The sequence below is a fragment of the Streptomyces sp. Da 82-17 genome, from assembly GCF_046098215.1.
In the GTDB taxonomy this organism is placed as follows: domain Bacteria; phylum Actinomycetota; class Actinomycetes; order Streptomycetales; family Streptomycetaceae; genus Streptomyces.
In genome coordinates this window covers 1-25,023 of the sequence record NZ_JBJURH010000008.1, presented here as the reverse complement: position 1 = coordinate 25,023, position 25,023 = coordinate 1, and the positions used below count along the sequence as shown (strand labels likewise).

Below are 25,023 nucleotides of genomic sequence, written 5' to 3'. Positions count from 1 at the left end.
GCCCCCGCGGCGGCGGATCCGGAGGTCAGGCGGACATGGGGCGCTGCACCCGGATCGACTGCAGCAGTCCGATGGCGATCCAGACCGCGAACATCGACGTACCGCCGTAGCTCACGAACGGCAGCGGCAGACCGGCGACTGGCATGATGCCGAGGGTCATGCCGACGTTCTCGAAGGACTGGAAGGCGAACCAGGCGATGATGCCGGCGGCGACGATCGTGCCGTACAGCTCGGTCGTCTCGCGGGCGATGCGGCAGGCGCGCCAGAGCACGACGCCGAGCAGCACCAGGATCAGCCCGGCCCCGATGAAGCCGAGCTCCTCACCGGCGACGGTGAAGATGAAGTCGGTCTGCTGCTCGGGCACGAACTGGCCGGTGGTCTGCGAGCCGTTGCCGAGTCCGGCGCCGGTGAGCCCGCCGGAGCCGATGGCGATACGGGCCTGGTTGGTGTTGTAGCCGACGCCCGCCGGGTCGAGGGCCGGGTTGGCGAAGGCCGCGAACCGGGCGATCTGGTAGTCGTCGAGCAGTCCGAGCTGCCAGACGGCGACCGCGCCGGCGGCGCCGGCGCCGAGGAGCCCGAAGACCCAGCGGTTGGAGGCGCCGGAGGCGAGCAGCACGCCGAGGACGATCATCGCCATCACCATGACCGAGCCGAGGTCCGGCATCAGCATCGTGATCAGTATCGGGACGGCGGCGAGGCCGAGGGCCTGGACGACGGTGCGGTGGTCGGGGTGCTCCCGGTCGCCCGCGTCGACCCGTGCTGCGAGCAGCATCGCCATGCCGAGGATGATCGTGATCTTCACGAACTCGGAGGGCTGCAGGGAGAGTCCGGCGACGTTGATCCACGCGTGCGCGCCGTTGATGGTCGCGCCGAGCGGGGTCAGCACGAGCAGCACGAGGAACACCGAGACGCCGTACAGGATCGGCACGGCCGTGCGCAGCGTCCGGTGCCCGAGCCAGACCGTGCCGACCATCAGGGCGAGCCCGATGCCCACGTTCAGGACGTGCTTGAAGAGGTACGAGTACGGGTCGTCGCCGACGAGTTCGGTGCGGTTGCGCGTCGCCGACCAGACGAGCGCCGAGCCGATCAGGGAGAGCGCGACGGCCGCGAGCAGCAGCGGCCAGTCGAGCCGACGGGCGACCGAGTCACGGGCGAACAGCTTGGCCCAGGAGCCGCGTTCGGGTCCGTACCCGGGGACGGAGAATCCGCCTGCCATCAGTCACGCCTCCAAGGTGCCGGGGCGGAGAGTCCGGCCGCGAGCTCCTGCTCGGTGGGCGGCTCCTCCTGCGACGGCTGGTAGGGCTTGACCTCCGGGGCGTCGATCGAGCCGTCCTGCTGGATCTTCGGCAGCTTCGCCTGGGGCTTGGGCAGCAGGGCCTTCTTGAGGTTCTGGTTGCCCTTGGCGTCGAGGCCGTAGATCGCGTCGTAGATCTTGCGTACGGCGGGGCCCGCGGAGCCGGAGCCGGTGCCGCCCTGGGAGATGGTCATCACGATCGTGTAGTCGTCGGTGTAGGTCGCCAGCCAGCCGGTGGTCTGCTTGCCGTAGACCTGGGCGGTGCCGGTCTTGGCGTGCATCGGGATCTTGTCGTGCGGCCAGCCGCCGAACCGCCAGGCGGCGGTGCCGTTGGTGGCGACGCCGGCCAGGGCCTTGTTCAGGTCGGCGATGGTCTTGTCGTCGACGGGCAGCTTGCCGTGCGACTTGGGCTTGATCTCCTCGACCTGCTTGCCGTCGGGGCTGACGACCGCCTTGCCGACGGTGGGGTCGTAGAGGGTGCCGCCGTTGGAGATGGCGGAGTAGACGGCGGCCATCTGGATCGGTGTGACGAGGATGTCGCCCTGTCCGATGGCGTAGTTGACGCTGTCACCGGCCTTGAGGCGGTTGCCCTCCAGGCAGTTCTCGAAGGCGATCTTCTCGGCGTAGTCGCCGTTCTTCTTGCCCTGCTTGCACCAGGCGTCCTTGTTGGCCTTCCAGAAGTCCTTCTTCCACTGGCGGTCGGGGATGCGCCCGGAGACCTCGTTGGGGAGGTCGATGCCGGTCTCCTTGCCGAGGCCGAAGTCGCGGGCGGTCTTGTAGAACCAGTCGTTGGGGTTCTTCTTCGGGTTGTTGCCGCCGTCCTTCTTCCACTCGCTGTGGCCGAGGGCGTAGAAGACGGTGTTGCAGGAGACTTCGAGGGCGCGGCCGAGGCTGATGGGGCCGTACCCCTTCGACTCGAAGTTCGCGAAGCTGCGGTTGCCGAGGCTGTAGGAGCTGGAGCAGTTGTACCGGCCGTCGAAGGGGTGCCCGCCCCGGACGGCGGCGCTCGCGGAGACCACCTTGAAGATGGAGCCGGGCGGGGCCTGGCCCTGGATGGCCCGGTTGAGCAGCGGGTAGTTGGACTTCTTGCTGGTGAGCTTGGCGTAGTCCTTGCCGGAGATGCCGCCGACCCAGGCGTTCGGGTCGTAGTCCGGGTTGGAGGCCATCGAGACGATGCGGCCGGTCTTGGACTCCATGACGACGACGGCGCCCGAGTCGGCCTCGTACTTCCGGCCGGTGATCTTGTCGGTCTCCAGGCGGGCGGCCTTCATCGCCTCGTTCAGCTCGTACTCGGCGACGCGCTGCACGCGGGCGTCGATGCTGGTGACCACGTTCGAGCCGGGCGTCCCGGGGTCGGCCTGCGTCTTGCCCATGACCCGGCCGAGCTTGTCGACCTCGTACGAGGTGACGCCGGCCTTGCCGCGCAGGTATTTGTCGTACGTCCGCTCCAGGCCGGAGCGGCCCACCTGGTCGGAGCGGAGGAACGGCGACGAGGTGTTCTCGGCGGCCTTGATCTCCTCGTCCGTGACCGGCGACAGATAGCCGAGGACCTGCGAGGTCTGGGCGCCGCCGGGCGCCGCGTACCGGCGGACGGCGGTGGGTTCGGCGGTGATGCCGGGGAACTCCTCGGCCCGCTCGCGGATCTGCAGCGCCTGCCGCGGCGTGGCCTCGTCGGTGATCGGGATGGGCTGGTACGGGGAGCCGTTCCAACAGGGCTGCGGCGTCTCGTCGTTGCAGAGCCGGACCTTGTTGCCGACCTCCTTCGGCGTCATGCCGAGGACTCCGGCGAGGCGGGTGAGGACGGCGTCCCCGTCGTCGTCCATCTTCATCAGCTCGGTGCGGGACGCGGAGACCACGAGCCGGGTCTGGTTGTCGGCGAGCGGCACGCCCCGGGCGTCGAGGATCGATCCGCGTACGGCGGGGTCGACGACGCGCTGCACATGGTTGCCGTTGGCCTCGTCGGCGTATTCGTCGCCGTTGCGCACCTGGAGGTACCAGAGGCGGCCGCCGAGGGTGAGGAGGAGGGAGAAGACGAGGACCTGGATGATGACGAGCCGAATCCGGACCCGCGGCGTCCGTCCGGTTTCCGGGATATTGCTCACAGCCGCTTGACCCCCTTGATGCGTCCCGTACGGACCAGACGTGCCTTGGCCGACTTCATCCGCATGCCGTTGCCGTTGCGCAGGCCGCCGCCGCGCTGGCTGCCGATGCGCAGGCCGCCGCGCATGCCGGTGCCCGCGGAGAGCCAGCCGGTGGAGACCTCGCTGCTCTTGCCGGAGCCGCTGCTCTCGGCGAGCGGGTCGTGCTCGGCGCGTCTGGCGAGGGCCATGATCCCGGGCACGACGAACGGGGCGAGCAGCAGGTCGTACAGCGTGGCGGTGAACAGCAGGCTGCCGAGGCCGACTTGGGCTCCGGCGGTGTCGCCGACGAGGGCGCCGACGCCCGCGTACAGCAGCGTGGAGCCGATGGCGGAGGCGACGACGACGGCCATCGGGCCGGTGGCGGAGCGCAGCTGGCCGGACTCGGGCTTCACGAGGCCGGCGAGATAGCCGATGACGCAGAGGACCAGGGCGTACCGCCCGGCCGCATGGTCGGCGGGCGGCGCGAGGTCGGCGAGCAGTCCGGCGCCGAAGCCGATGAGGGCGCCGCCGACGTGCCCGTAGACGAGGGCGAGGCCGAGGACGGTGAGCAGCATCAAGTCCGGTACGGCGCCGGGCAGATGGAGCCGGGCGAGCACGCTGACCTGGACGACGAGGGCTACGACCACCAGCGTGGTGGACAGGAGCATCCGGTTGAAACGCATGAGGCCTTACTCCTGGTCGTCCTGAGGCTGTTGGGCGTCACCGGCGCCTGGGTCCGCGCCGTCCTGCGCTGCTCCGTCCTGCGCCGCTCCGTCCTGAGCTCCGTCCTGGGCGGCGCCGTCGCCGGACGGCACCTGGCCGTCCGCGCCCTGGCCCTGCTCGCCCTCCTCGCCGGGGCCTGGCGGGGTGACCGTGACGGTGACGGTCGGCGTGGGCTTGGGCTGCACGGGCTCGGGCAGCACCTTGTCGCGCGGGTCGGTGCGCGGGGCCTCGACGACGACGCCGACGATGTCGAGCTTGGTGAAGCTGACGTACGGCTTCACGTGGACCGTGCGGGTCAGGTCGCCGCCCGTCGGGTCGACCTTCACGACCTCGCCGAGCGGGACGCCGGGCACGAACGGCTTGTCGGCCTGCGAGCCGAAGGTGACCATCCGGTCGCCCTTCTTGACCTTGGCCTTGCCGTTGAGCATCTGCACGGCGAGGTTCCGGTCGCCGCGGCCGGAGGCGAAGCCCAGCTCGTCGGTCTTCTCCATCCGGGTGCCGACGGTGAAGTCCGGGTCGGTGGCGAGCAGTACGGTCGCGGTGCTCGGGCCGACCGTCGTGACGCGGCCGACGAGTCCGTCGCCGTTGAGTACGGTCATGTCCCGGCGAAGGCCGTCGTTGGCGCCCGCGTCGATCGTCACGGTCCAGGAGAAGCCCTGCGCGGCTCCTATGGCGATGACCTCGGCGCCCTTGATGCCGTACTGCCCGGCGCCGGCCTTCTTCAGCATCTGGTCGAGCTGCCGCACCCGGCTGCGGTTGCGGTCGTCGCTGCCGAGCTTCGCCTTGAGCGCGGCGTTCTCCCGCTCCAGTTCGGCGATGCGGCTGTGCCTGCCGTCGGAGTCGCGGACCGCTTCGATGGCGTTGCCGAGCGGACTCACCGCGGCCGATACGCCGTTCTCCACCGGGCCGAAGACCGTCGCGGCGGCCTGCCGGGCACCGTCGACCGGGGAGTCCTCCCCGCCGCGGATGTCCACCGTGATCAAAGCGAACGCGATGGCGATCAGCAGCACCAGGAGCAGCCGGCTCTCTCGTGTGTCCCTCACGTGCGGCGGCCGTGCCTTCCTCGTCGGAATGGTTGTGCCTCTTGCTTATGTGGCGGCCGCGGGAAGCGGTCACCTTGTCGGGCTTGTGCCTCTATATCAACGATCCGCCGTACGAAGTGTCAGCACGTACGGCGGATGTCGTTGTTCTTGCCTCGTCTCACCTGCGCGGGGCGGAGTCGAGGACCTGCTGCAGGGCCTCGAACTCCTCCACGCACTTGCCGGATCCGAGGGCGACCGAGTCCAGCGGGTCCTCGGCGATGTGGATCGGCATGCCGGTCTCGCGGCGCAGTCGCTCGTCGAGGCCGCGGAGCAGGGCGCCGCCGCCGGTGAGGACGATGCCGCGGTCCATGACGTCGCCGGAGAGCTCCGGCGGGCACTTGTCGAGGGTCGTCTTGACCGCGTCCACGATCGCGTTGACCGGCTCCTCGATGGCCTTGCGGACCTCGGCCGCCGAGATCACCACGGTCTTGGGCAGGCCGCTGACCAGGTCACGGCCGCGGATCTCGGTGTGCTCGTCGGCGTCCATGTCGTACGCCGAACCGATGGTGATCTTGATCTGCTCGGCGGTGCGCTCGCCGAGGAGGAGGCTGTACTCCTTCTTGATGTGCTGGATGATCGCGTTGTCCAGCTCGTCGCCCGCGACGCGGATCGACTGTGCTGTGACGATTCCTCCGAGGGAGATCACGGCGACCTCGGTGGTGCCGCCGCCGATGTCCACCACCATGTTGCCGGTGGCCTCGTGGACCGGGAGGCCCGAGCCGATCGCCGCGGCCATGGGCTCCTCGATGATGTGCACCTGGCGGGCGCCGGCCTGCGTGGAGGCCTCGATGACCGCGCGGCGCTCGACGCCCGTGATGCCGGAGGGGACACAGACCACGACGCGCGGCCGGGCCAGATAACGGCGCTTGTGGATCTTGAGGATGAAGTAGCGGAGCATCCGCTCGGTGATCTCGAAGTCGGCGATCACGCCGTCCTTCAGCGGGCGGACCGCGACGATGTTGCCAGGGGTGCGGCCGATCATCTTCTTCGCCTCAGCGCCGACCGCCAGGATGCCGCCCGTGTTGGTGTTGATGGCGACGACGGAAGGTTCGTTGAGCACGATGCCGCGGCCCCTGACGTACACCAGCGTGTTGGCGGTCCCGAGGTCGACAGCCATGTCACGGCCGATGAACGACATGTTGGTTCCCATCAGGAGCGTCTGGCCTTCCCAAAGTCGAGCGTCAATGGCTTTGTCAGGTCGGCGAGGTGGGTGGCGTGGCGTGGAGGCCTACATCGTAGTCTCGCCTGCACGAACACGGCGCGAGGGTCTCCGCCATTGTCAGCAGATGACTCGCCGCCCCGCTAATGGGGACGAGCCGACGGAAGGATGCGTTCCCCCGATTGGCTTGCATATGCCGAAGGGCGGCCGTGTTTCACGGCCGCCCCACGACATGGACACACGTGTGCTGACGGTTCATCAGCACATGATGAGTCAGAAGTGGCAGGTCAAACCTACGGGTTCAACCTACGGGTTCAGACCAGCGAGGGGAAGAAGATCTTCAGCTCGCGCTCCGCGGACTCCTCCGAGTCCGAGGCGTGGATCAGGTTCTCGCGCACGATCGTGCCGAAGTCGCCGCGGATCGAGCCCGGGGCGGCGGCGATCGGGTCGGTCGGGCCGGCGAGCGCGCGCAGGCCCTCGATGACCCGCTCGCCCTCGACAACCAGGGCGACGACCGGGCCGGAGGACATGAACTCGACCAGCGGCTCGTAGAACGGCTTGCCCTTGTGCTCGCCGTAGTGCTGCTCCAGGACGTCCTGGCCGAGGGTGCGCAGCTCCAGCGCACTGATGGTCCAGTTCGCCTTGCGCTCGATGCGGCCGATGATCTCGCCGATCAGACCACGGCGTACGGCGTCGGGCTTGAGCAGGACGAGGGTGCGCTGGCTCACGGTGTCGGCTCCTTCAAGTACAGATGTGAGAGGGGTACGCAGAGGCTACAGGGCCACGAACAGCGACGGTTACACAGCGTCAAGCCCGCGGCAGGGCCCTTCCCCGAGTGGGTCACGCGGGGTCCGCGCCCGCTTCCTCCTGGGCGGCGAAGCGGGCCTTCGCCTCGTCGACCTTGCGGCCGAAGTGCACCGAGCACCACCACAGGCCCGCGAAGCAGGCGCCGAGGAAGAACATCGTGGGCACGACGAAGCCGGAGAGGATCAGGCCGATCTGCAGGGCCCAACCGAGCTGCACGCCGCCGGGCCGCGTGACCATGCCGCAGAGCAGCACGGACAGGGCCATGGCGATGCCGCAGACCGTCCAGACCGTGCCCATCGTCAGGTCCGGGTCCTTCATGGCGACGAGACCGGCGAAGCCGATGATGAAGAACTCGCCGATCAGCGTGGACGAACAGAGCGTGCGCATGGAGTCAGCCCCTCCCCAGGAGCAGTCGGGCCTCGCCGACGGTGATGACGGAACCGGTGACGAGGACACCGCCGCCCGCGTACTCCCCCTCTTCCTCGGCGAGGGTGATCGCGGCCTCGATGGCGTCGTCCAGGCGCGGCTCGACCTGCACCCGCTCGTCCCCGAACACCTCGACGGCGACCGCGGCCAGCTCGTCCGCGTCCATCGAGCGCGGTGTGGAGTTCTGCGTGACGACGATCTCCGCGAAGATCGGCTCGAAGGCCTCCAGGAGTCCGCGTACGTCCTTGTCGCCGCTCGCGCCGACCACACCGATGAGGCGGCTGAAGCCGAACACCTCGCTGATCGCCTCGGCCGTGACGCGGGCGCCGGCCGGGTTGTGCGCGGCGTCCAGGAGGACCGTCGGCGACTTGCGGACGACCTCCAGGCGGCCCGGCGAGACCACGGAGGCGAACGCCTTGCGCACCGTGTCCGCGTCGAGCGGCTCCACGCGCGCGCCGCCGACGCCGAAGAACGCCTCGACCGCGGCGAGCGCCACCGCCGCGTTGTGCGCCTGGTGGGCGCCGTGCAGCGGGAGGAAGATCTGGTCGTACTCCCCGCCGAGGCCGCGGAGGGTGACGAGCTGGCCGCCGACCGCGAGCTGGCGCTCGACCACGCCGAACTCCATGCCCTCGCGGGCGACCGTGGCGTTGACCTCGACGGCCTTCTTCAGGAGCACCTGCGCGGCGTCCACCGGCTGCTGGGCCAGGATCACCGTGGCGTCCTGCTTGATGACGCCGGACTTCTCCCCCGCGATCTCGCCCGGGGTCCCGCCCAGGCGGTCCGTGTGGTCCAGGTCGATCGGGGTGATCACGGCGACGTCCGCGTCGATCACGTTCGTCGCGTCCCAGGTGCCGCCCATGCCGACCTCGACGACCGCGACGTCCACCGGGGCGTCCGCGAACGCGGCGTACGCCATGCCCGTGAGCACCTCGAAGAAGGAGAGCCGGAAGTCTCCTTGCGCGTCCACCATCTCCACGTACGGCTTGATGTCCTGGTACGTCTCGATGAAGCGCTCGGCCGTCATCGGGGCGCCGTCCAGGCTGATGCGCTCGGTGATCGACTGGACGTGCGGCGACGTGTACCGCCCCGTGCGGAGCTCGAAGGCGCCGAGCAGGGCCTCGATCATGCGGGCCGTGGACGTCTTGCCGTTGGTGCCGGTCAGGTGGATCGACGGGTACGACCGCTGGGGGTCGCCGAGGATGTCCATCAGCGCCTGGATGCGGCTCACCGACGGGTCCAGCTTGGTCTCGCCCCAGCGGGTGGCCAGCTCGGCCTCCACCTCGCGCAGCGCCCGGTCCACCTCCGGGTCCTCGGGGCGCGCCGGGACCTCGGCCTGCGGCGGGGCCGACTGGGCGCGCAGGGTGCGGCTGCCGGCCTCGATCACGGCGAGGTCGGGGTCTCTGTTGGTCTCTTCCTCGACGATGCCGTCGAAGGCGTCGGGCTCGCGCTCCTGGTCGTCGAAGGAGTCGGGTTCGCTGTCGTCGCTCGGGCCGCCGGCCGGGGGGAGGTCACTCACGCCGTCCAGTCTACGGAGCGGGTGTGACAGGACGTTCGACCCGCCCGGTTCGGGACCTTGGGCCCGCCGTCCCCCGGCTTCGCCGGGCAAACTTGGCGATCATGGACATAGGCATCGACCTCGGCACCGCCAACACCCTGCTCTACGCCCGCGGCCAGGGCATCGTGCTCAACGAACCCTCCGTCGTAGCCGTGCGCGAGGGGTCCCGTACCGCCCTCGCCGTCGGCGCGGAGGCCAAGGAGACCATCGGGCGCACGCCGGGTTCGATCACCGCGATCCGGCCGCTGCAGGACGGCGTGATCGGGGACTTCGAGGCCGCCGAGGAGATGATCCGGCACTTCGTCCGCAAGGCCGTGCCGGGCCGACGCCCCCGTACCCGCATGGTCGTCTGCGTGCCGAGCGGGGTGACGCCGGTCGAGCGGCGGGCGATCGTGCAGGCCGCGCAGCGGGCCGGGGCGCGGGCCGTGCACCTGGTCGAGGAGCCGATGGCCGCGGCGATCGGCGCGGGCCTGCCGGTGTCCGAGCCGCGCGGCTCGATGGTCGTGGATATCGGCGGCGGCACCACGGAGGTCGCCGTGATCTCCCTCGGCGGGATCGTCACCGCCCGCTCGCTGCGCGTCGGCGGCCACCGTCTGGACGCCGCGATCACCGACTTCGTACGCAAGGAGCACGGGCTGCTCATCGGTGAGCGGACCGCCGAGGACATCAAGGTCGCGATCGGGTCGGCCTGGCCGGTGCCGGAATCTGAGGGGGCGGGGCAAAGCCCCTCGGACAAGGGCGGTGGCGGGCGACGGGCGGGCGCCTTCGAGATGCGGTCGTTCGCGGTGCGGGGCCGGGAGAAGGTGCGCGGGCTGCCGAAGACGGTCGACCTGACCGTGAAGGAGGTGCGGGCCGCCCTCGACGAGCCGGTCGAGGCGATCGTCGCGGCCGTACGGGCGACCCTGGAGGACTGCCCGCCCGAGCTGTCCGGCGACGTGATGGAGCGCGGCATCGTCCTGACCGGCGGCGGCGCCCTCCTGCCCGGCCTCGACCTGCGCCTCACCTCGGCCACCGGCATCCCGGTCACGGTCGCCGACGATCCGCTGGACTCGGTGGCCCTGGGCTGCGGGCGCTGCGTGGAGGACTTCGACGCCTTGCAGCGGGTGATGACGGCCGCGTAGGGCCGTGCGGCGCGGGAAGCCGCCCTGCTCGACGAGCCGCAGGCCGGAAGGAAGCCGGGGACCTGCGGCGGCGTGCTGAGCGCCGGGCCCCGACCAGGCCCGGGCGCCCGGGCCCCGACCGTTCCGGGCCGCCACCGCCGGCCCCGGGCCGCCCCGCGCCCTGCCGCGCACCCCGCCCCCGTCAGACCCCGCTGCCCGCGTCCAGTTCCGCGGACACCACGTACGTCCCGTTCCTGCGGCCCGCCTCGAAGGTGCCGCCCACGCTGCGTACCCGCTCCGCCATGCCCGCCGTGCCCGTGCCCGCGGAGACCGGGGTGCGGGCGGGGGCCGAGGCGGGCAGGGCGTTGGTGACCGTGAGGCGGGCGAGGCCGTCGGCGACGGCGATGCGGACGGCGACCGGCCGGCCGGGCGCGTGCTTCGCGGCGTTGGTCAGGCACTCCTGGACCACCCGGTACACGGCGGCCTGGCGCAGCGGCGAGAGCCTGAGCGCCGCGTCGTCCACGTCGAGGCCGACCTCGCTGCCCGCCCGCGCGCTCTCCTCGGCGAGCGCGGCCAGGCCGTCGAGCCCCGGCGTGGGGGCGCCGTCGGACCCGCGCTGCACGATGATCTCGTTGAGCACCCGGTGCGCCCGGCGCGCGGTCTCCGACAGCTCCTCGAAGTCCTTCTCGTACGGTTCGCCCCGCGCCCGCCGGGCCAGGACCTCCGCGCGCACCGTGAGCAGCGTCAACTCCCGCCCCACGAAGTCGTGCACGTCCCCCGAGACCCGGGCCCGCTCGGCCTGCACCGCCTCCAGGACGGCCGTCGTGGCGCGCTGCCGCTCCAGGGCCCGCACCAGGTCCTGCCGGTTCGCGGCGATGCCCACGCCGACGGCGAGCGCCCCGATCGGCACGACGAGGGACAGGAACTCGGCGGGCGTCCCGGCCCTGCTCACCGGCCACCCCGGCAGGTTGAACAGCGCGTACGCGACCAGGACGTACGCCACTCCGGCCACCACCCCGGCCCGCCGCCCCCGGAACCGGGCGAGCGAGTAGAGCGCGAACTGCACGAGGGTCAGCTCGTGCAGCCACCCGAGGAGCACGAGCCCCACCCCGTACGCCAGCAAGGGCGCCCGGCGCCGCACCAGCAGCGTCGCCGAGCTCACGGTGAGGACGAGCCCGGCCTCAAGGCGCGAGTCGAGCGAGTTGTCCGCGTCGGCGAGGCCCGGCACGTCCAGGGCCATCACGGCCAGACAGCTCAGCGCGGTCAGCACGTCGAGCGCACGCGGTCGGCCCAGCCGGCGGCGGACGAGGCGGCGGCCCGAGTCCGCCCATCCGCTGAACGCCGCGAGGGCGGACCGTATGTGCATGTCTTCCATCATCCGGGGTCGTTTGGCCCGATCCACTGGACTTCCGTCCTGAATCACGTGATTTACGGCACCTCACGCGCCCCGCGCGCACCCCGGACACCGGCCGAAACCCCGTACGCACGAGGCCTGTTCACCGCCCACACGCTCCCCGCACCGGCACCCCGCACACCCTCCGCGCCCGCACTGGCCCGTTCCGGGGACCGGGGCCGGGGCCGGGGCGAGGGCGCGGTTCGGCGGGGCGGGCGGGCGGCGGAGGTGCAATCGGTCCGTGGTCCATGTGGTACGCCCGAGGTCCCGGCCGCAGAGCGCGGCAGCTGCTCGGCGACACGGTGGTCCTGCTGTGGATCGCGGCCAAGTCCCGCTCGTCGGCGAGCAGTTGGACGCGGCGCTGCGCGGCGCCGCGGGCGCGGGCACCGGCGCGGGCGCCGACGGCGAGTGCGCTGGAGCGGGCGGCGTCGGTCGGGGCGAGCTGAGCCCCGACACCCCGCACCCTCAGGGGGCTCCGCCCCCGCCCCCCCCGGCTCCTCAATCGCCGGAGGGGCTGTCCGGGGGTCGTCTTTCGGCTTTCCCACCGTCGTGGCTGGTCGCGCAGTTCCCCGCGCCCCTTATCAGGGGCTACGCCCCTCGCCCCGCCGTCGGCTCCCCCGCCGCCCTGCGGGAAAGGCCCCGGAACCGTTCGCACGGTTCCGGGGCCTTCGTACAGCCGGGCGCTACGGCGTCACGCTGCGGGCAGGGCGTTCAGCTGGCCCTGGATGCGCTCGATGTCGGCCTCGGCCTTGCTGAGCCGGCCGCGGATCTTGTCCACGACGTGGTCGGGTGCCTTGGCCAGGAACGCCTCGTTGGTGAGCTTGGCGTTGGCAGCCGTGATCTCCTTCTCGGCCGCGGCCAGGTCCTTCGCGAGGCGCTTGCGCTCGGCGGCCACGTCGATCGTGCCGGACAGGTCCAGGGCGACCGTGGCGCCGGAGACCGGAAGCGTCGCCGTGGCGGCGAAGCCCTCCCCCTCGGGCTGCAGGCGCAGCATCTGGCGGATGGCCGCCTCGTGCGGCGCAAGCGCCGTGCCGTCGAGGGTCAGCCGGGCCGGGACCTTCTGGCCGGGCTGCAGGCCCTGGTCGGAACGGAACCGGCGGACCTCGGTGATCACCTGCTGGAGGGTCTCGATCTCCCGCTCGGCGGCCTCGTCCCGGAAGCCCGAGTCGAGCGGCCAGTCGGCGATGACGAGGGACTCCTTGCCGGTGAGCGTGGTCCACAGGGTCTCCGTGACGAACGGGACGACCGGGTGGAGCAGCTTCAGCGTGACGTCGAGGACCTCACCGAGGACGCGCTTGGTGTCCTCGGCGGCCTGACCGCCCTCCTGGAACGTGGTCTTCGTCAACTCGACGTACCAGTCGAAGACTTCGTCCCAGGCGAAGTGGAACAGCGCGTCCGAGAGTTTCGCGAACTGGTAGTCCTCGTAGTACGCGTCGACCTCGGCGACGATCGAGTTGAGCCGCGACAGGATCCAGCGGTCGGTCGACGACAGCCGCTCGGCGGGCGGGAGTTCACCCTCGACCGTCGCGCCGTTCATCAGCGCGAAGCGCGTGGCGTTCCAGATCTTGTTGGCGAAGTTCCGCGAGCCCTGGACCCAGTCCTCGCCGATCGGCACGTCCGTGCCCGGGTTGGCGCCGCGGGCGAGCGTGAAGCGGAGGGCGTCCGAGCCGTACTTGTCCATCCAGTCCAGCGGGTTGACCGCGTTGCCGAAGGACTTCGACATCTTCTTGCCGAACTGGTCGCGGACCATGCCGTGCAGCACGATCGTGTGGAACGGCGGGGTGCCGTCCATCGCGTACAGGCCGAACATCATCATCCGGGCGACCCAGAAGAACAGGATGTCGTACCCGGTGACCAGGACGGAGTTCGGATAGAACTTCTCGAGGCTCTCGGTCTGCTCGGGCCAGCCCAGGGTGGAGAACGGCCACAGGCCGGAGGAAAACCAGGTGTCCAGGACGTCGGAGTCCTGCGTCCAGCCCTCGCCCGTCGGCTCTTCGTCGTCCGGTCCGACGCAGACGACCTCGCCGTTCGGCCCGTACCAGACGGGGATGCGGTGGCCCCACCACAGCTGGCGCGAGATGCACCAGTCGTGCAGGTTGTCGACCCAGTCGAAGTACCGCTTCTCCATCTCCTGCGGGTGGATCTTGACCTTGCCGTCGCGGACCGCGTCACCGGCGGCCTTCGCGAGCGGGCCGACCTTGACCCACCACTGCATGGACAGGCGCGGCTCGATCGTCGTCTTGCAGCGCGAGCAGTGGCCCACGGAGTGGGTGTACGGCCGCTTCTCGGCGACGATCCGACCCTCGGCGCGCAGCGCGGCGACGATGGCGGAGCGGGCCTCCAGGCGGTCGAGCCCCTGGAACGGGCCGTGCACCGTGATGACGGCGTGCTCGTCCATGACCGCGATGCTCGGCAGGTCGTGGCGCTGGCCGATCTCGAAGTCGTTCGGGTCGTGGGCCGGCGTGACCTTGACGCAGCCGGTGCCGAACTCGGGGTCGACGTGCTCGTCCGCCACGACCGGGATGGAGCGGTCGGTCAGCGGCAGCTTGATGAGCTTGCCGACGAGGTGCTTGTACCGCTCGTCCTCCGGGTGGACGGCGATGGCGGTGTCGCCGAGCATCGTCTCGGCGCGGGTCGTGGCGACGACGACGGTGTCCTCGCCCTCGCCGTACTTCAGGGAGACGAGCTCGCCGTCGTCGTCCTGGTACTCCACCTCGATGTCCGAGATGGCCGTCAGACAGCGCGGGCACCAGTTGATGATGCGCTCGGCGCGGTAGATCAGCTCCTCGTCGAACAGCTTCTTGAAGAGGGTCTTGACCGCCTGCGACAGGCCCTCGTCCATGGTGAAGCGCTCACGGTCCCAGTCGACGCCGTCGCCGAGGCGCCGCATCTGGCCGGAGATCTGGCCGCCGGACTCGCCCTTCCACTGCCAGACACGCTCGACGAAGGCCTCCCGGCCCAGGTCGTGGCGGGACTTGCCCTCCTTGGCGAGCTCGCGCTCCACGACGTTCTGCGTGGCGATGCCGGCGTGGTCCATGCCGGGCTGCCACAGCGTCTCGAAGCCCTGCATGCGCTTGCGGCGCGTCAACGCGTCGATCAGCGTGTGCTCGAAGGCGTGGCCCAGGTGCAGGCTGCCCGTGACGTTCGGCGGCGGGATGACGACGGTGTACGGGGACTTCTCGCTCTTGGCGTCGGCGGTGAAGTAACCGCGGTCTACCCAGCGCTCGTACAACGGCCCCTCTACCTCGGCCGGAGCGTAGGTCTTCGGCAGTTCGGGCTCGGGGACGCTGCTGTTCTGATGCTGAGTGTTCTCGGTCACGACGCACAGTTTAGAGCCGTCACGGTCCCGTACCGAAACCAGATTCGTTGGTAACGGTGTGACCCCCGGCGCCCCGCTCCGCGGCCCCTTCGGTCAGGATGTTCGGAACGCATAAGTTCTGGAGGGGACAGAGGAATGAGCTACAACCAGCCGGGCCCGTACGGCGGCCAGCCCCAGCAGCCCGGACCGTACGGTCAGGGCCAGCCGCAGCAGCCGGGCCCCTACGGCCAGCAGCCGCAGGCGCCCCAGCCCGGCTACGGCTACCCGCAGCAGGCCCCCCAGGGCGTCCCGCCCCAGCAGGGCTACGGCTACCCGCAGCAGCAGGCCCCGGGCCCGTACGGCCAGCAGCCGCAGGCGCCCTACGGCCAGGTCCCGCCCCCGCCGCCGGGCGGAGGCGGCGGCAAGAAGGCGGGCATCATCATCGCCGCGGTCGTCGCGGTCGCGCTGATCGCGGGCGGCGTCTGGTTCTTCACGTCGGACAGCAGCGGCGGAGGCGGCAGCGACGTGGCGGACGACGGCAAGACGTACGAGCTGACGGCCCCCCAGACGGTGCTCACCGAGTACAAGAAGGACAACTCCCAGGCCGGCGGCCCCATGAGCGAGAGCGACCTCCGTGAAGCCGAGAGCTGGGGCGTCACCAACCCCAAGAGCCTCAGCGCCAACTACAAGGCCGGCACCGGCATGACCGCGAAGGGCCTGTTCTTCGGCGGCGTCTACGGCGAGATCGAGGACCCGGAGAAGGTCGTCGACGCCATGTTCACCGAGATGAAGACGAAGCAGGAAAGCAGCAGCAACGACGAGAGCGTCAAGTTCGTCGGCGAGCCCGAGGCGGTTGAGCCGGCCGGCCTCGACGACGGTGTCATGAAGTGCCAGCAGGCCGAGTACTCGATGGGGGCCGGCGCCGGAGCCGGGGCCGGCAGCGGAGCGCCCAGCAGCTTCAAGATGCCGGTGTGCGCCTGGGGCGACCACAGCACGGTGGCCTTCGTGATCACCTCGGACGCGGGCGCGATCCTCAAGGGCGAGGAGACGCCGCTGGACAAGGCCGCCGAGCAGGCGGCGAAGCTGCGCGGCGAGGTGCGGGTCGAGGCCAAGTAAGCGATTCCCGCGCGATGCGGAAGGCCCCCCAGCTCGGCTGGGGGGCCTTCCGCGTCAGGTCTACCTCCTGGCCCACTCGCACGCGTCGGACAGGTGCTTTCCGGAGACGCCCAGGGCTCCGAGAATCGTGGGACAGAGCTTCTGCAGGGTTCAGTCCTTCGAAGCGCCGTTCTGGCATGCCGCCCTGGCCTTGGGGCCGATCGTGTAGTTCCGGACCTTCAGATAGCTCACGCACTGCGCGGGAGTCGCCTCCGCCGGTGCCGCCGTCGCCGGCGGGATCACACTCGCCGCAGCTGCCACGGACAGCGCGGTCAAGATGCAGGGTCGGACAATCGGCTCGATCTGATCGAAGTGTGCCCGAACGAAAGGGGCCCGGCCGGAGTGATCCGGTCGGGCCCCTTCTCGTACGAGCGGCAGGCGCTACGCGCTCTTCTCGTGGCGGCCGTCGTTCTTGCCGACGATGCGGGGGACCAGCGTCGGGTTGACGTTGGAGTGGACGACGTCCGGGGTGATGACGACGCGGGCCACGTCCTTGCGGGACGGGACTTCGTACATCACCGACTGGAGGACCTCCTCCATGATCGCGCGCAGGCCGCGGGCGCCGGTCTGGCGGAGGATCGCCTGGTCGGCGATGGCCTCCAGGGCCTCGCGCTCGAAGTCCAGCTCCACGCCGTCGAGTTCGAACAGCCGCTGGTACTGCTTCACCAGGGCGTTCCGCGGCTCGACCAGGATCTGCAGCAGGGCCTCGCGGTCCAGGTTGTGCACGGACGTGATGACCGGGAGGCGGCCGATGAACTCGGGGATCATCCCGAACTTCACCAGGTCCTCGGGCATGACGTCCTCGAACTGGTCCTTCTCCTCCAGCTCCCGCTTGGAGTGGATCGTCGCCCCGAAGCCGATGCCCTTGGCGCCGGCCCGGCCCTCGATGATCTTCTCCAGACCGGCGAAGGCGCCGCCCACGATGAACAGCACGTTCGTCGTGTCGATCTGGATGAACTCCTGGTGCGGGTGCTTGCGTCCGCCCTGCGGCGGGACGGAGGCCGTCGTGCCCTCCAGGATCTTCAGCAGCGCCTGCTGCACGCCCTCACCGGAGACGTCACGCGTGATCGACGGGTTCTCGCTCTTACGGGCGACCTTGTCGATCTCGTCGATGTAGATGATCCCGGTCTCGGCCTTCTTGACGTCGTAGTCCGCGGCCTGGATCAGCTTCAGGAGGATGTTCTCGACGTCCTCGCCGACATAGCCCGCCTCCGTCAGCGCCGTGGCGTCCGCGATGGCGAACGGGACGTTCAGCATCCGCGCCAGCGTCTGGGCGAGCAGGGTCTTGCCCGAGCCCGTGGGGCCGAGCAGCAGGATGTTGGACTTCGCCAACTCGATGGCGTCGTCGCGCCCTTGAGCCCCGCCGTTCTCACCGGCCTGGACTCGCTTGTAGTGGTTGTACACCGCGACTGAGAGGGCCTTCTTGGCCGCTTCCTGACCTACGACGTAACCCTCGAGGAACTCGTAGATCTCGCGCGGCTTGGGGAGTTCCTCCCACCGGACCTCACTGGTCTCCGCGAGCTCTTCCTCGATGATCTCGTTGCAGAGGTCGATGCACTCGTCGCAGATGTACACACCGGGGCCTGCGATGAGCTTCTTGACCTGCTTCTGACTCTTTCCGCAGAACGAGCACTTGAGCAGATCGCCGCCGTCACCGATGCGTGCCACGAGGTGCTTCCCCTTCGCCTGGGAGACGCCCGTGACGGACGGCTCCTGGTGCCTCATATCCGACGGTACCTTGCCGGGCCCCCCGTTCGGGCCCCCCTTGGCGCGGTTCGCTTCTTACGCGGACCGCGCCAAGGGGCTGAAGATACTGCTGCGCTCGGGTCAGGCGACCGACGAGTTGTTCATCTTGCGCGTCGAGATGATCTGGTCGATCAGGCCGTACGCGAGCGCGTCCTCGGCCGTGAGGATCTTGTCGCGCTCGATGTCGTCGCGGATCTTGTCGATCGGCGTCGTCGAGTGCTTGGCCAGCATCTCCTCCAGCTGCGAACGCATCCGGAGGATTTCGTTGGCGGCGATCTCCAGGTCGGAGACCTGACCGCGGCCGGTCTCGCTGTACGGCTGGTGGATCAGCACGCGCGCGTTCGGCAGGGCCATGCGCTTGCCCGGCGTACCGGCCGCGAGCAGGACCGCGGCGGCCGAGGCGGCCTGGCCCATGCAGACGGTCTGGATGTCCGGCTTCACGAACTGCATCGTGTCGTAGATCGCCGTGAGCGCGGTGAAGGAGCCGCCGGGGCTGTTGATGTAGACCGAGATGTCCCGGTCCGGGTCCATCGACTCCAGGCAGAGGAGCTGCGCCATGACGTCGTTGGCCGAGGCGTCGTCGATCTGCACGCCGAGGAAGATCACGCGCTCCTCGAAGAGCTTCGCGTACGGGTCGTACTCACGGACGCCCTGCGAGGTGCGCTCGACGAAGCGCGGGATGACGTAGCGGGACTCGGCGCTGGGGCCGGTGTACTGACCGGCGGGCTGCTCGGCGCGCATGCGGTCGTAGAGGCCGCTGCCGGGGAAGTCGTTCACTGGGATTCTCCTGAAGTGAGCTGGGTCGGCTGGGGGCTGGTCGGGGCGCTCAGGCCCCGGTGCCGCCGCCGCCCGGCATTCCGGCGGCCGTGGGCATGATGTCGTCGATGAGGCCGTACTCCTTGGCCTCCTGCGGGTCGAACCAGCGGTCGCGGTCCGAGTCGCGGGTGACCTGCTCGACGGTCTGGCCGGTGTGGAAGGCCGTCAGCTCGGCCATCTTCTTCTTGGTGAGCAGCAGCCGCTCGGCGTGGATCTTGATGTCCGACGCGGAGCCCGCCAGGCCCGCGGAGGGCTGGTGGATCAGGATCTCGGCGTTCGGCAGGGCGAAGCGCTTGCCGGGGGTGCCCGCGCTGAGCAGGAACTGACCCATGGAAGCGGCCATGCCCATGGCGATCGTCACCACGTCGTTCTTGATGTACTGCATGGTGTCGTAGATGGCCATGCCGGCCGTGATCGATCCGCCGGGGCTGTTGATGTAAAGGAAGATGTCCTTGTCCGGGTCGGCGGCAAGGAGCAGCAGCTGCGCGGTGATCTTGTTGGCAATGTCGTCGTCGACCGGCTGACCGAGGAAGATGATCCGCTCGTTGAGCAGCCGGTTGTAGACCTGGTCGCCGAGGCCACCACCGATGGAAGGCTCGCCGGCGGCGGAGGGCATCAGATTCGTCACGTATCCACCTGCTCGTCTTGCGACGGCGCCGGGCCGTCTCACGTCTTCTGTGGGCCAGGAGCCTCTTTCGGGGACTCCCCTGCCCTCGTAGTTATGGACCCTAACGCGCGGGTCCCTCCGGGGAATCCCGGTAAGGGAACTGTTCGCTGTCAGCGCAGGTGCCCCGCAGGGGCGGCCAGGGGGTATGCGCCGGGCGCCCCGTCAGGGGCGCGGGGAACTGCGCGATCGGCCACCGCGAAGCCCGCAGGCGCGTCTGCCACGGTCGGTCCTACGGCGGCTGCGGCCTCGTCGTAGTTGCTCGCGCAGTTCCCCGCGCCCCTGACGGGGACGCCTGAGCCCCCGGAACCCGACAGGTTCCGGGGGCTCAGTACCGCTCTAAGCCGAGCGCAGCGTCACGCCTCGGACTTCTCGTCCGTGCCCTCGGCGGCCTCGACGACCTCCGTGGCCGTCTCGGTCTCGTCCTCGTCGGAGAGGTCGACGACCTCGCCGTTGGTGTCCTTGACCGTGGCGGCCTCGACGACGACCGCGAGGGCCTTGCCGCGGGCGACCTCGCCGACCAGCATCGGGACCTGGCCGCCCTCGACGACGGCCTGGGCGAACTGGTCGGGGGACATGCCGGAGGAGGCAGCGCGCCGCATGAGGTGCTCGGTGAGCTCCTCCTGGTTGACGTTCAGCTTCTCCTTGTTGACGAGCTCGTCGAGGACGAACTGCGTCTTGATGCCCTTGACGGCCTGCTCGCGGGTCTCGGCGTCGAACTCCTCGGCCGACTTGCCCTGGATCTCCAGGTACTTGGCGAGGTCGAGGCCCATCTGGCCGAGCTGGTGGTGCTCGAGGTTGTGCTTACGGGTGTTGACCTCGTCCTCGAGCAGCTTCTCGGGGACGGGGACCTCGACCAGCTCGAGCAGCTTCTCCAGGACGCGCTCCTGGGCCTGCGTGGCCTGGTCGTACTGCTTCATGTTCTCGAGGCGCTTGCGGCTGTCGGCCTTGAGCTCGTCGAGGGTGTCGAACTCGGAGGCCAGCTGCGCGAACTCGTCGTCCAGCTCGGGCAGTTCGCGCGCGGCGACCTGCGTGACCTTGACGGTGACCTCGGCGTCCTTGCCCTCGGCGGAGCCGCCCTTGAGCTGCGAGGTGAAGGTGGCCTCGCCGCCCGCCTCGAGACCGGTCACGGCCTCGTCGATGCCGTCGAGCAGCTCGCCCGAGCCGATGGTGTACGAGACGCCGCTGGCGACGCCGTCCTCGAGGACCTCGCCGTCGACCTTGGCCTCCAGGTCGATCGTCAGGACGTCGCCCTCGGCGGCGGCGCGCTCGACCGGGGTGGTGGAGGCGAAGCGCTCGCGGAGCTGCTCCACGGACTTCTCGACGTCCTCGTCGGTGACCTCGACCGCGTCGACCTCGACCTCGATGCCGGAGTAGTCCGGGATCTCGATCGCGGGGCGGACGTCGACCTCGGCGGTGAAGTTCAGCGTCTCGCCGTCCTTCAGCTCCGTGATGTCGACCTCGGGCTGGCCGAGGACGTTGAGCTCGGCCTCGTTGACCGCCTCGGTGTAGAACTTCGGCAGCGCGTCGTTGACCGCCTCTTCGAGGACCGCACCGCGGCCGAAGCGCTGGTCGATGACGCGCGCGGGGATCTTGCCCTTGCGGAAGCCCTTGACCGTGACCTGCTGGTTGATCTTCTTGTACGCCGCGTCGAGGCTGTCCTTGAGCTCCTCGAAGGGCACCTCGACAGTGAGCCGAACCCGGGTCGGGTTCAGGGTCTCCACGGCGCTCTTCACGGTTCGGTCTCCTTGGTGGCTGACTTCTTGGGTTCTGCTTGGGCCGGATCCCCGCCACACAGGGGCGATGGGGAGGGCTTCAGCGGATTGGGTCGCCCGGGAGAACTTCATCAGACGTGAGACACACGGGCGCGCAGCTTGCATAGTAACCGCAGCAGGTACGCGCCCCAAAAGGCGATCTTGGCGGACCGCCCGGAGCGGCCCCCGTACCCCTGTACCGGCGGCGGACCGGCGGGGACGCGCGGCGGGGCCGGGGAGGTCGCGAGGGGAATCAGTGCTGGTCGGGGTGGCGGGATTTGAACCCACGGCCTTCCGCTCCCAAAGCGGACGCGCTACCAAGCTGCGCCACACCCCGTCGGTGCGACACGTAGGGTACATGCCCGCCGACCATGCGGCTCCCGCATTGTTCATGGGGGTACGGCGAGGGTTTCGCAGGGGAATCGCGGGCGCCGGGGCGGGTCTCGCGGGGGCCTCGTGCGGACGGGGTGTGCGCCGCGGGGGGCCGACCCGCTACGATGCTCTTCGTGCCGCGGTCGGCGTGACCTGCGGTGCGGTGTTTGCGGGCGTAGCTCAATGGTAGAGCCCTAGTCTTCCAAACTAGCTACGCGGGTTCGATTCCCGTCGCCCGCTCTGTGGCCTCCGGCCCGGTTCTGTCGCGGAACCGGGCCGGAGGCTTTTTTGCGTGGGCGGGCGGCGGAGCCCTGTCGTCAGAACTGGATGGAGTTGATGGTCTCCGCTATCGAGTTCAGGAAGCGCTGTATGTCGTCGGCCATGCCTGTCGAGGCCAGGAAGAAGCCGAAGAGTGCGGCGACGGCCGCCGGACCCGCCTTGAGTGAGCCCCCACGGATCATCACGACAAGAATGATCGCCAACAGCAGCACCACAGACAGCGAAATCGCCACACTGATCACACCCTAGGTCGGTCCGCACTCCCGCTCGGAGGCACGCACCCCGCACGCCCCCGCCAGAACCATCGTGCCACCAACGGGCCCTGGCTATGCGGCGGGTGACACATCGTTGGCCAATGACACGCACGTCGGCGGTGCCGCGCGCGGCACCGGCGCACCACCGGGGCGTGCGCGCGCAGCCGTGACACCTGGGGCTGCGACGCCCGCGGGCCTGCGGCGTGGCCGGAATTCAACCCGCGTACGGGCTCTGGATTTCGGCTTGATCGTTTCCCTGCGCGAGGCGTTCGCGCGCATGCTGTGACGGTACGCACATAGCGCGCTCCCGGCTCCCCGGTGCGGCGTTCGCAGGGAATTCGAATTGTCGGCGCGGCCACATCGGCCGGAATGATCTCCGGTGCACCGGTGGTGTGCGCAACTTCTCGGCGTCGTACGCGGGTTGAGGAATCGCGTAAAAGAAGCAGGACATTTCACCGGAGTCGCCTGCGGACGATATGCCCCGAAGAATCCGGATGAGTGGGGGCACAACGGGCGCTTATTCAGGCCGCATTGGTGACATGGATCGCGCAGTCGACTTCGTCACTCCGAGCGTATCGGGGGCGTGCGATGACGCATGTGCGGGTACTCGGACAGGCATAAGGGGATATCGCGCCGGGAGTCCCGAGAGGGTTTTACGAAAACACTCATCCGCCGCTAGGGTGCCTCAGATGTTCCACGCTGCCTCCTCCACTTCCGAAGGCGCAGTGCGGTCACGGATCGTCTCCCCGAGTACGTGGTGGGAGGGCCTGTGACGAACTCGCTGCGCCCGAGTGGCCACCAGAGAAACCCGCTGCCCCCGGCCCAGGAACCGGCACCCGGTGTGCCCGGACCGCGGCCGACGCAGGGCGGCACGGACGCTCCCGCCGCGCACGACCAGAGCGCGCACGGGAACACGAACTCCCACGGAACCGGGAACGCACCCGGCGCGAAGCCCGCGAAACAGCGGGACGCCTTCTTCGACAACGCGAAGTACCTGGCCATCGTGCTGGTCGCGATGGGGCACTCGTGGGAACCGCTGACGGACGGAAGCCGCGCCGCCGAGGCGCTGTACATGACCGTCTACACGTTCCACATGCCGGCCTTCATCCTGATCTCCGGCTATTTCTCGCGCAGTTTCGACATGCGCGCGGACCGGCTGAAGCGCCTGGTCACGGGCGTGCTCGTGCCGTTCGTGATCTTCGAGGTCGCGTACACCTTCTTCAAGCGGTGGGCCGACGACGATCCGACGCAGCCGATCAGCCTGCTCGACCCCTGGTATCTCACCTGGTTCCTGGCCGCGCTGTTCGTCTGGCGGATGACCACCCCGCTGTGGAAGCTGGTGCGCTGGCCCATTCCGCTGTCGATCGCCATCGCGGTGCTCGCCTCGATCTCGCCCGACATCGGCGACGACCTGGATCTGCAGCGCGTACTGCAGTTCCTGCCGTTCTTTGTGATCGGCCTGTTCATGAAGCCGGAGCACTTCCAGCTGTGCCGGCGGCGTGAGGTGAAGCTCCTTTCGATCCCGGCGTTCGCGTGTGCGCTGCTGCTCGCGTACTGGGCGGGGCCGCGGATGACGTCGGCGTGGTTCTACCACCGGGACAGTGCGCAGGAGTTGGGCGCTCCGTGGTGGAGCGGTGTCGTGATGACGCTGGCGCTCCTTGGTTGTTCGCTGGTCCTGGTGGCCTGCTTCTTCGCCTGGGTGCCCAAGCGGAAGATGTGGTTCACGGTGCTGGGCGCGGGCACGCTGTACGGCTATCTGCTGCACGGCTTCCTCGCCAAGGGCTCCCGTTTCTGGGGCTGGTTCGACGACTACGCGTGGCTGCACAAGCCGCTCGGCGAGATCTTCGTGACGGTGGTCGCGGCGGCGGTCGTCACCGCCCTGTGCACGCCGCCGGTGCAGCGGGTCTTCCGCTTCGCGATGGAGCCGAAGATGGAGTGGGCGTTCAAGCGGGACGCGGCGGCGCTGGCGCGCGAACGCCGCTGACCCCGGCTCCGCCGACGGAAGCGCCCGTCCCACCTGTGCGGTGGGGCGGGCGCTTTCCTGTGCCGTCGGCGGCTGTTCAGGGTCTGCGCTGCGCGAGGGCCAGGGCCTCGGCCGCTATGTGCGTGGCCGCCTCGCGGGTGGAGTGGGCGAGGAGTTCCGGGTTGATCTCGCCGCCGGCCGCGAGGTGCCGGTCGTACGGGAGCAGGTGTACGGCGGCGCCGGTCGCGCGGAGTTTGCCGACGGCCTTGTCGATGTCGAGGCCGCCGTGCGGGACCGCCTCCGTGAGGACGACGACGGTGCCCGCGACGACCTGGCGCGGCAGGCCCGACATCCACTTCAGCACGGAGTGCGTGCTGGCCACGCCCTCGAACGTGGCCGGGGCGACCAGGACCCGGGAATGCGAGGCGGTCAGCGCGGTGCGGGCCACTTCGGCGGGCAGGGTCTCGCAGTCGACGACGGTCACGCCGAAGTAGCGGCGCAGCGCCACCATGGCCTTCTCGTACGCCTTCGTGTCGATCATCGCGCCGACCTCGCCCTTGCTGCCGGGCAACAGCCAGGCGTTGTCGGGGAGTTGGACGAGGTAGCCGGTCACGTCGAGCAGGGACATGGACGGTTCGAGCATTCCGGCGAGGTCGCGCACGGTCCAGCGCAGCGATTCCGCGCCGAGCCGGAACGGCAGCGTGCCGAGCGCCGGGTCGGCCTCGACGAGGAGCACGGGGTCGTGCCGGTAGTGCGCGTACGTACGGCCGAGGAGCGCTGCGACCGTCGACTTGCCGGCGCCGCCGCGGATCGACGTGACGGCGATCTGCCGCCCGGTCGCCACGGGCTGCTGCAGCGTCTCGGCGGTACGGGACGCCTCGGCGACCTCGCGCGCGGCGGAGGAGGAGACGGTACGGCGGACGGCCCGCAGGGCGCGGCCGACCAGCGGTTCACCGTGCCGCGGCTTGCGCCGGGTCCCGGCGAGCGAGTCGTCCACGACGGGCAGCGAACTGAAACTCCCACCACCGGGAACGGTGCCCTGCGGGGCGTACGGGGAGGGGGC

General features: G+C 69.9%; 20 protein-coding genes and 2 tRNA genes. 5 read left to right on the top strand and 17 right to left on the bottom strand.

What is annotated here, in order from left to right; all coding sequences use genetic code 11:
* Positions 1 to 25: 25 nt before the first annotated feature.
* The 8 genes from rodA to folC all read right to left on the bottom strand — a co-directional run bounded on the left by rodA (position 26) and on the right by folC (position 9,127).
* A complete protein-coding gene (rodA, locus tag ACIDOF_RS15635; protein WP_409006461.1) occupies positions 26 to 1,216 on the bottom strand; it encodes a rod shape-determining protein RodA in 1,191 nt (396 codons plus the stop codon).
* Complete coding sequence (gene mrdA, locus ACIDOF_RS15630; protein ID WP_409006460.1) at positions 1,216 to 3,396, bottom strand: penicillin-binding protein 2; 2,181 nt, start codon at positions 3,394 to 3,396, stop codon at positions 1,216 to 1,218. The genes rodA and mrdA overlap by 1 nt, the downstream gene beginning before the upstream one ends.
* Positions 3,393 to 4,097 carry a rod shape-determining protein MreD gene (gene mreD, locus ACIDOF_RS15625; protein ID WP_409006459.1) on the bottom strand — a complete coding sequence of 235 codons (705 nt, stop codon included), beginning with the start codon at positions 4,095 to 4,097 and terminating at the stop codon, positions 3,393 to 3,395. The genes mrdA and mreD overlap by 4 nt, the downstream gene beginning before the upstream one ends.
* Before the next feature lie 6 nt (positions 4,098 to 4,103).
* The gene (mreC, locus tag ACIDOF_RS15620) at positions 4,104 to 5,180 is read right to left on the bottom strand and encodes a rod shape-determining protein MreC (protein ID WP_409006458.1); all 1,077 of its coding nucleotides are present in this window, start codon (positions 5,178 to 5,180) and stop codon (positions 4,104 to 4,106) included.
* Positions 5,181 to 5,337: 157 nt separating this feature from the next.
* Positions 5,338 to 6,357, bottom strand: coding sequence for a rod shape-determining protein (locus ACIDOF_RS15615; RefSeq protein WP_409006744.1), 1,020 nt, complete (start codon positions 6,355 to 6,357; stop codon positions 5,338 to 5,340).
* Between the two features lie 335 nt (positions 6,358 to 6,692).
* Positions 6,693 to 7,106 carry a nucleoside-diphosphate kinase gene (ndk, locus tag ACIDOF_RS15610; RefSeq protein WP_409006457.1) on the bottom strand — a complete coding sequence of 138 codons (414 nt, stop codon included), beginning with the start codon at positions 7,104 to 7,106 and terminating at the stop codon, positions 6,693 to 6,695.
* A gap of 112 nt (positions 7,107 to 7,218) precedes the next feature.
* A complete protein-coding gene (locus ACIDOF_RS15605; protein ID WP_409006456.1) occupies positions 7,219 to 7,572 on the bottom strand; it encodes a DUF4233 domain-containing protein in 354 nt (117 codons plus the stop codon).
* 4 nt (positions 7,573 to 7,576) lie between these two features.
* Entirely contained in the window at positions 7,577 to 9,127 is a 1,551-nt protein-coding gene (gene folC, locus ACIDOF_RS15600) for a bifunctional tetrahydrofolate synthase/dihydrofolate synthase (RefSeq protein ID WP_409006455.1), read from the bottom strand.
* 101 nt (positions 9,128 to 9,228) lie between these two features.
* Here folC and ACIDOF_RS15595 point away from each other — a divergent pair, with 101 nt between their 5' ends.
* Positions 9,229 to 10,287 carry a rod shape-determining protein gene (locus tag ACIDOF_RS15595; RefSeq protein WP_409006454.1) on the top strand — a complete coding sequence of 353 codons (1,059 nt, stop codon included), beginning with the start codon at positions 9,229 to 9,231 and terminating at the stop codon, positions 10,285 to 10,287.
* Between the two features lie 181 nt (positions 10,288 to 10,468).
* On the opposite strand, the gene ACIDOF_RS15590 is transcribed toward ACIDOF_RS15595, so the two are convergent.
* The gene (locus tag ACIDOF_RS15590) at positions 10,469 to 11,632 is read right to left on the bottom strand and encodes a sensor histidine kinase (RefSeq protein ID WP_409006453.1); all 1,164 of its coding nucleotides are present in this window, start codon (positions 11,630 to 11,632) and stop codon (positions 10,469 to 10,471) included.
* 275 nt (positions 11,633 to 11,907) lie between these two features.
* Between ACIDOF_RS15590 and ACIDOF_RS15585 the strand changes: the two genes are divergently transcribed.
* Complete coding sequence (locus ACIDOF_RS15585) at positions 11,908 to 12,105, top strand: hypothetical protein (RefSeq protein ID WP_409006452.1); 198 nt, start codon at positions 11,908 to 11,910, stop codon at positions 12,103 to 12,105.
* Positions 12,106 to 12,350: 245 nt separating this feature from the next.
* Here ACIDOF_RS15585 and ACIDOF_RS15580 read toward each other — a convergent pair whose 3' ends face one another.
* A complete protein-coding gene (locus ACIDOF_RS15580; protein ID WP_409006451.1) occupies positions 12,351 to 14,978 on the bottom strand; it encodes a valine--tRNA ligase in 2,628 nt (875 codons plus the stop codon).
* Between the two features lie 135 nt (positions 14,979 to 15,113).
* Between ACIDOF_RS15580 and ACIDOF_RS15575 the strand changes: the two genes are divergently transcribed.
* Positions 15,114 to 16,073: a hypothetical protein gene (locus ACIDOF_RS15575; protein ID WP_409006450.1), complete on the top strand. Its 960-nt coding sequence runs from the start codon at positions 15,114 to 15,116 to the stop codon at positions 16,071 to 16,073.
* A gap of 420 nt (positions 16,074 to 16,493) precedes the next feature.
* On the opposite strand, the gene clpX is transcribed toward ACIDOF_RS15575, so the two are convergent.
* The 5 genes from clpX to ACIDOF_RS15550 form a co-directional block, all read right to left on the bottom strand.
* A complete protein-coding gene (gene clpX, locus ACIDOF_RS15570; RefSeq protein ID WP_282546480.1) occupies positions 16,494 to 17,780 on the bottom strand; it encodes an ATP-dependent Clp protease ATP-binding subunit ClpX in 1,287 nt (428 codons plus the stop codon).
* Between the two features lie 159 nt (positions 17,781 to 17,939).
* Complete coding sequence (locus tag ACIDOF_RS15565; protein ID WP_409006449.1) at positions 17,940 to 18,635, bottom strand: ATP-dependent Clp protease proteolytic subunit; 696 nt, start codon at positions 18,633 to 18,635, stop codon at positions 17,940 to 17,942.
* 49 nt (positions 18,636 to 18,684) lie between these two features.
* Positions 18,685 to 19,290 carry an ATP-dependent Clp protease proteolytic subunit gene (locus tag ACIDOF_RS15560; protein ID WP_409006743.1) on the bottom strand — a complete coding sequence of 202 codons (606 nt, stop codon included), beginning with the start codon at positions 19,288 to 19,290 and terminating at the stop codon, positions 18,685 to 18,687.
* 404 nt (positions 19,291 to 19,694) lie between these two features.
* Positions 19,695 to 21,074, bottom strand: a complete 1,380-nt coding sequence (tig, locus tag ACIDOF_RS15555) for a trigger factor (RefSeq protein ID WP_409006448.1) — start codon at positions 21,072 to 21,074, stop codon at positions 19,695 to 19,697.
* A 278-nt stretch (positions 21,075 to 21,352) separates the two neighbouring features.
* A tRNA-Pro gene (locus ACIDOF_RS15550) sits at positions 21,353 to 21,429 on the bottom strand.
* Positions 21,430 to 21,633: 204 nt separating this feature from the next.
* Here ACIDOF_RS15550 and ACIDOF_RS15545 point away from each other — a divergent pair.
* Positions 21,634 to 21,704: transfer RNA gene (locus tag ACIDOF_RS15545), tRNA-Gly, on the top strand.
* Between the two features lie 77 nt (positions 21,705 to 21,781).
* Here the strand turns inward: ACIDOF_RS15545 and ACIDOF_RS15540 are convergent.
* Positions 21,782 to 21,976 carry a hypothetical protein gene (locus tag ACIDOF_RS15540; RefSeq protein ID WP_409006447.1) on the bottom strand — a complete coding sequence of 65 codons (195 nt, stop codon included), beginning with the start codon at positions 21,974 to 21,976 and terminating at the stop codon, positions 21,782 to 21,784.
* A gap of 790 nt (positions 21,977 to 22,766) precedes the next feature.
* Here ACIDOF_RS15540 and ACIDOF_RS15535 point away from each other — a divergent pair.
* Positions 22,767 to 23,981, top strand: coding sequence for an acyltransferase family protein (locus ACIDOF_RS15535; RefSeq protein ID WP_409006446.1), 1,215 nt, complete (start codon positions 22,767 to 22,769; stop codon positions 23,979 to 23,981).
* A 76-nt stretch (positions 23,982 to 24,057) separates the two neighbouring features.
* Here ACIDOF_RS15535 and ACIDOF_RS15530 read toward each other — a convergent pair.
* A partial coding sequence (locus ACIDOF_RS15530) for a MinD/ParA family protein (RefSeq protein ID WP_409006445.1) occupies positions 24,058 to 25,023 on the bottom strand: 966 nt, incomplete at its 5' end.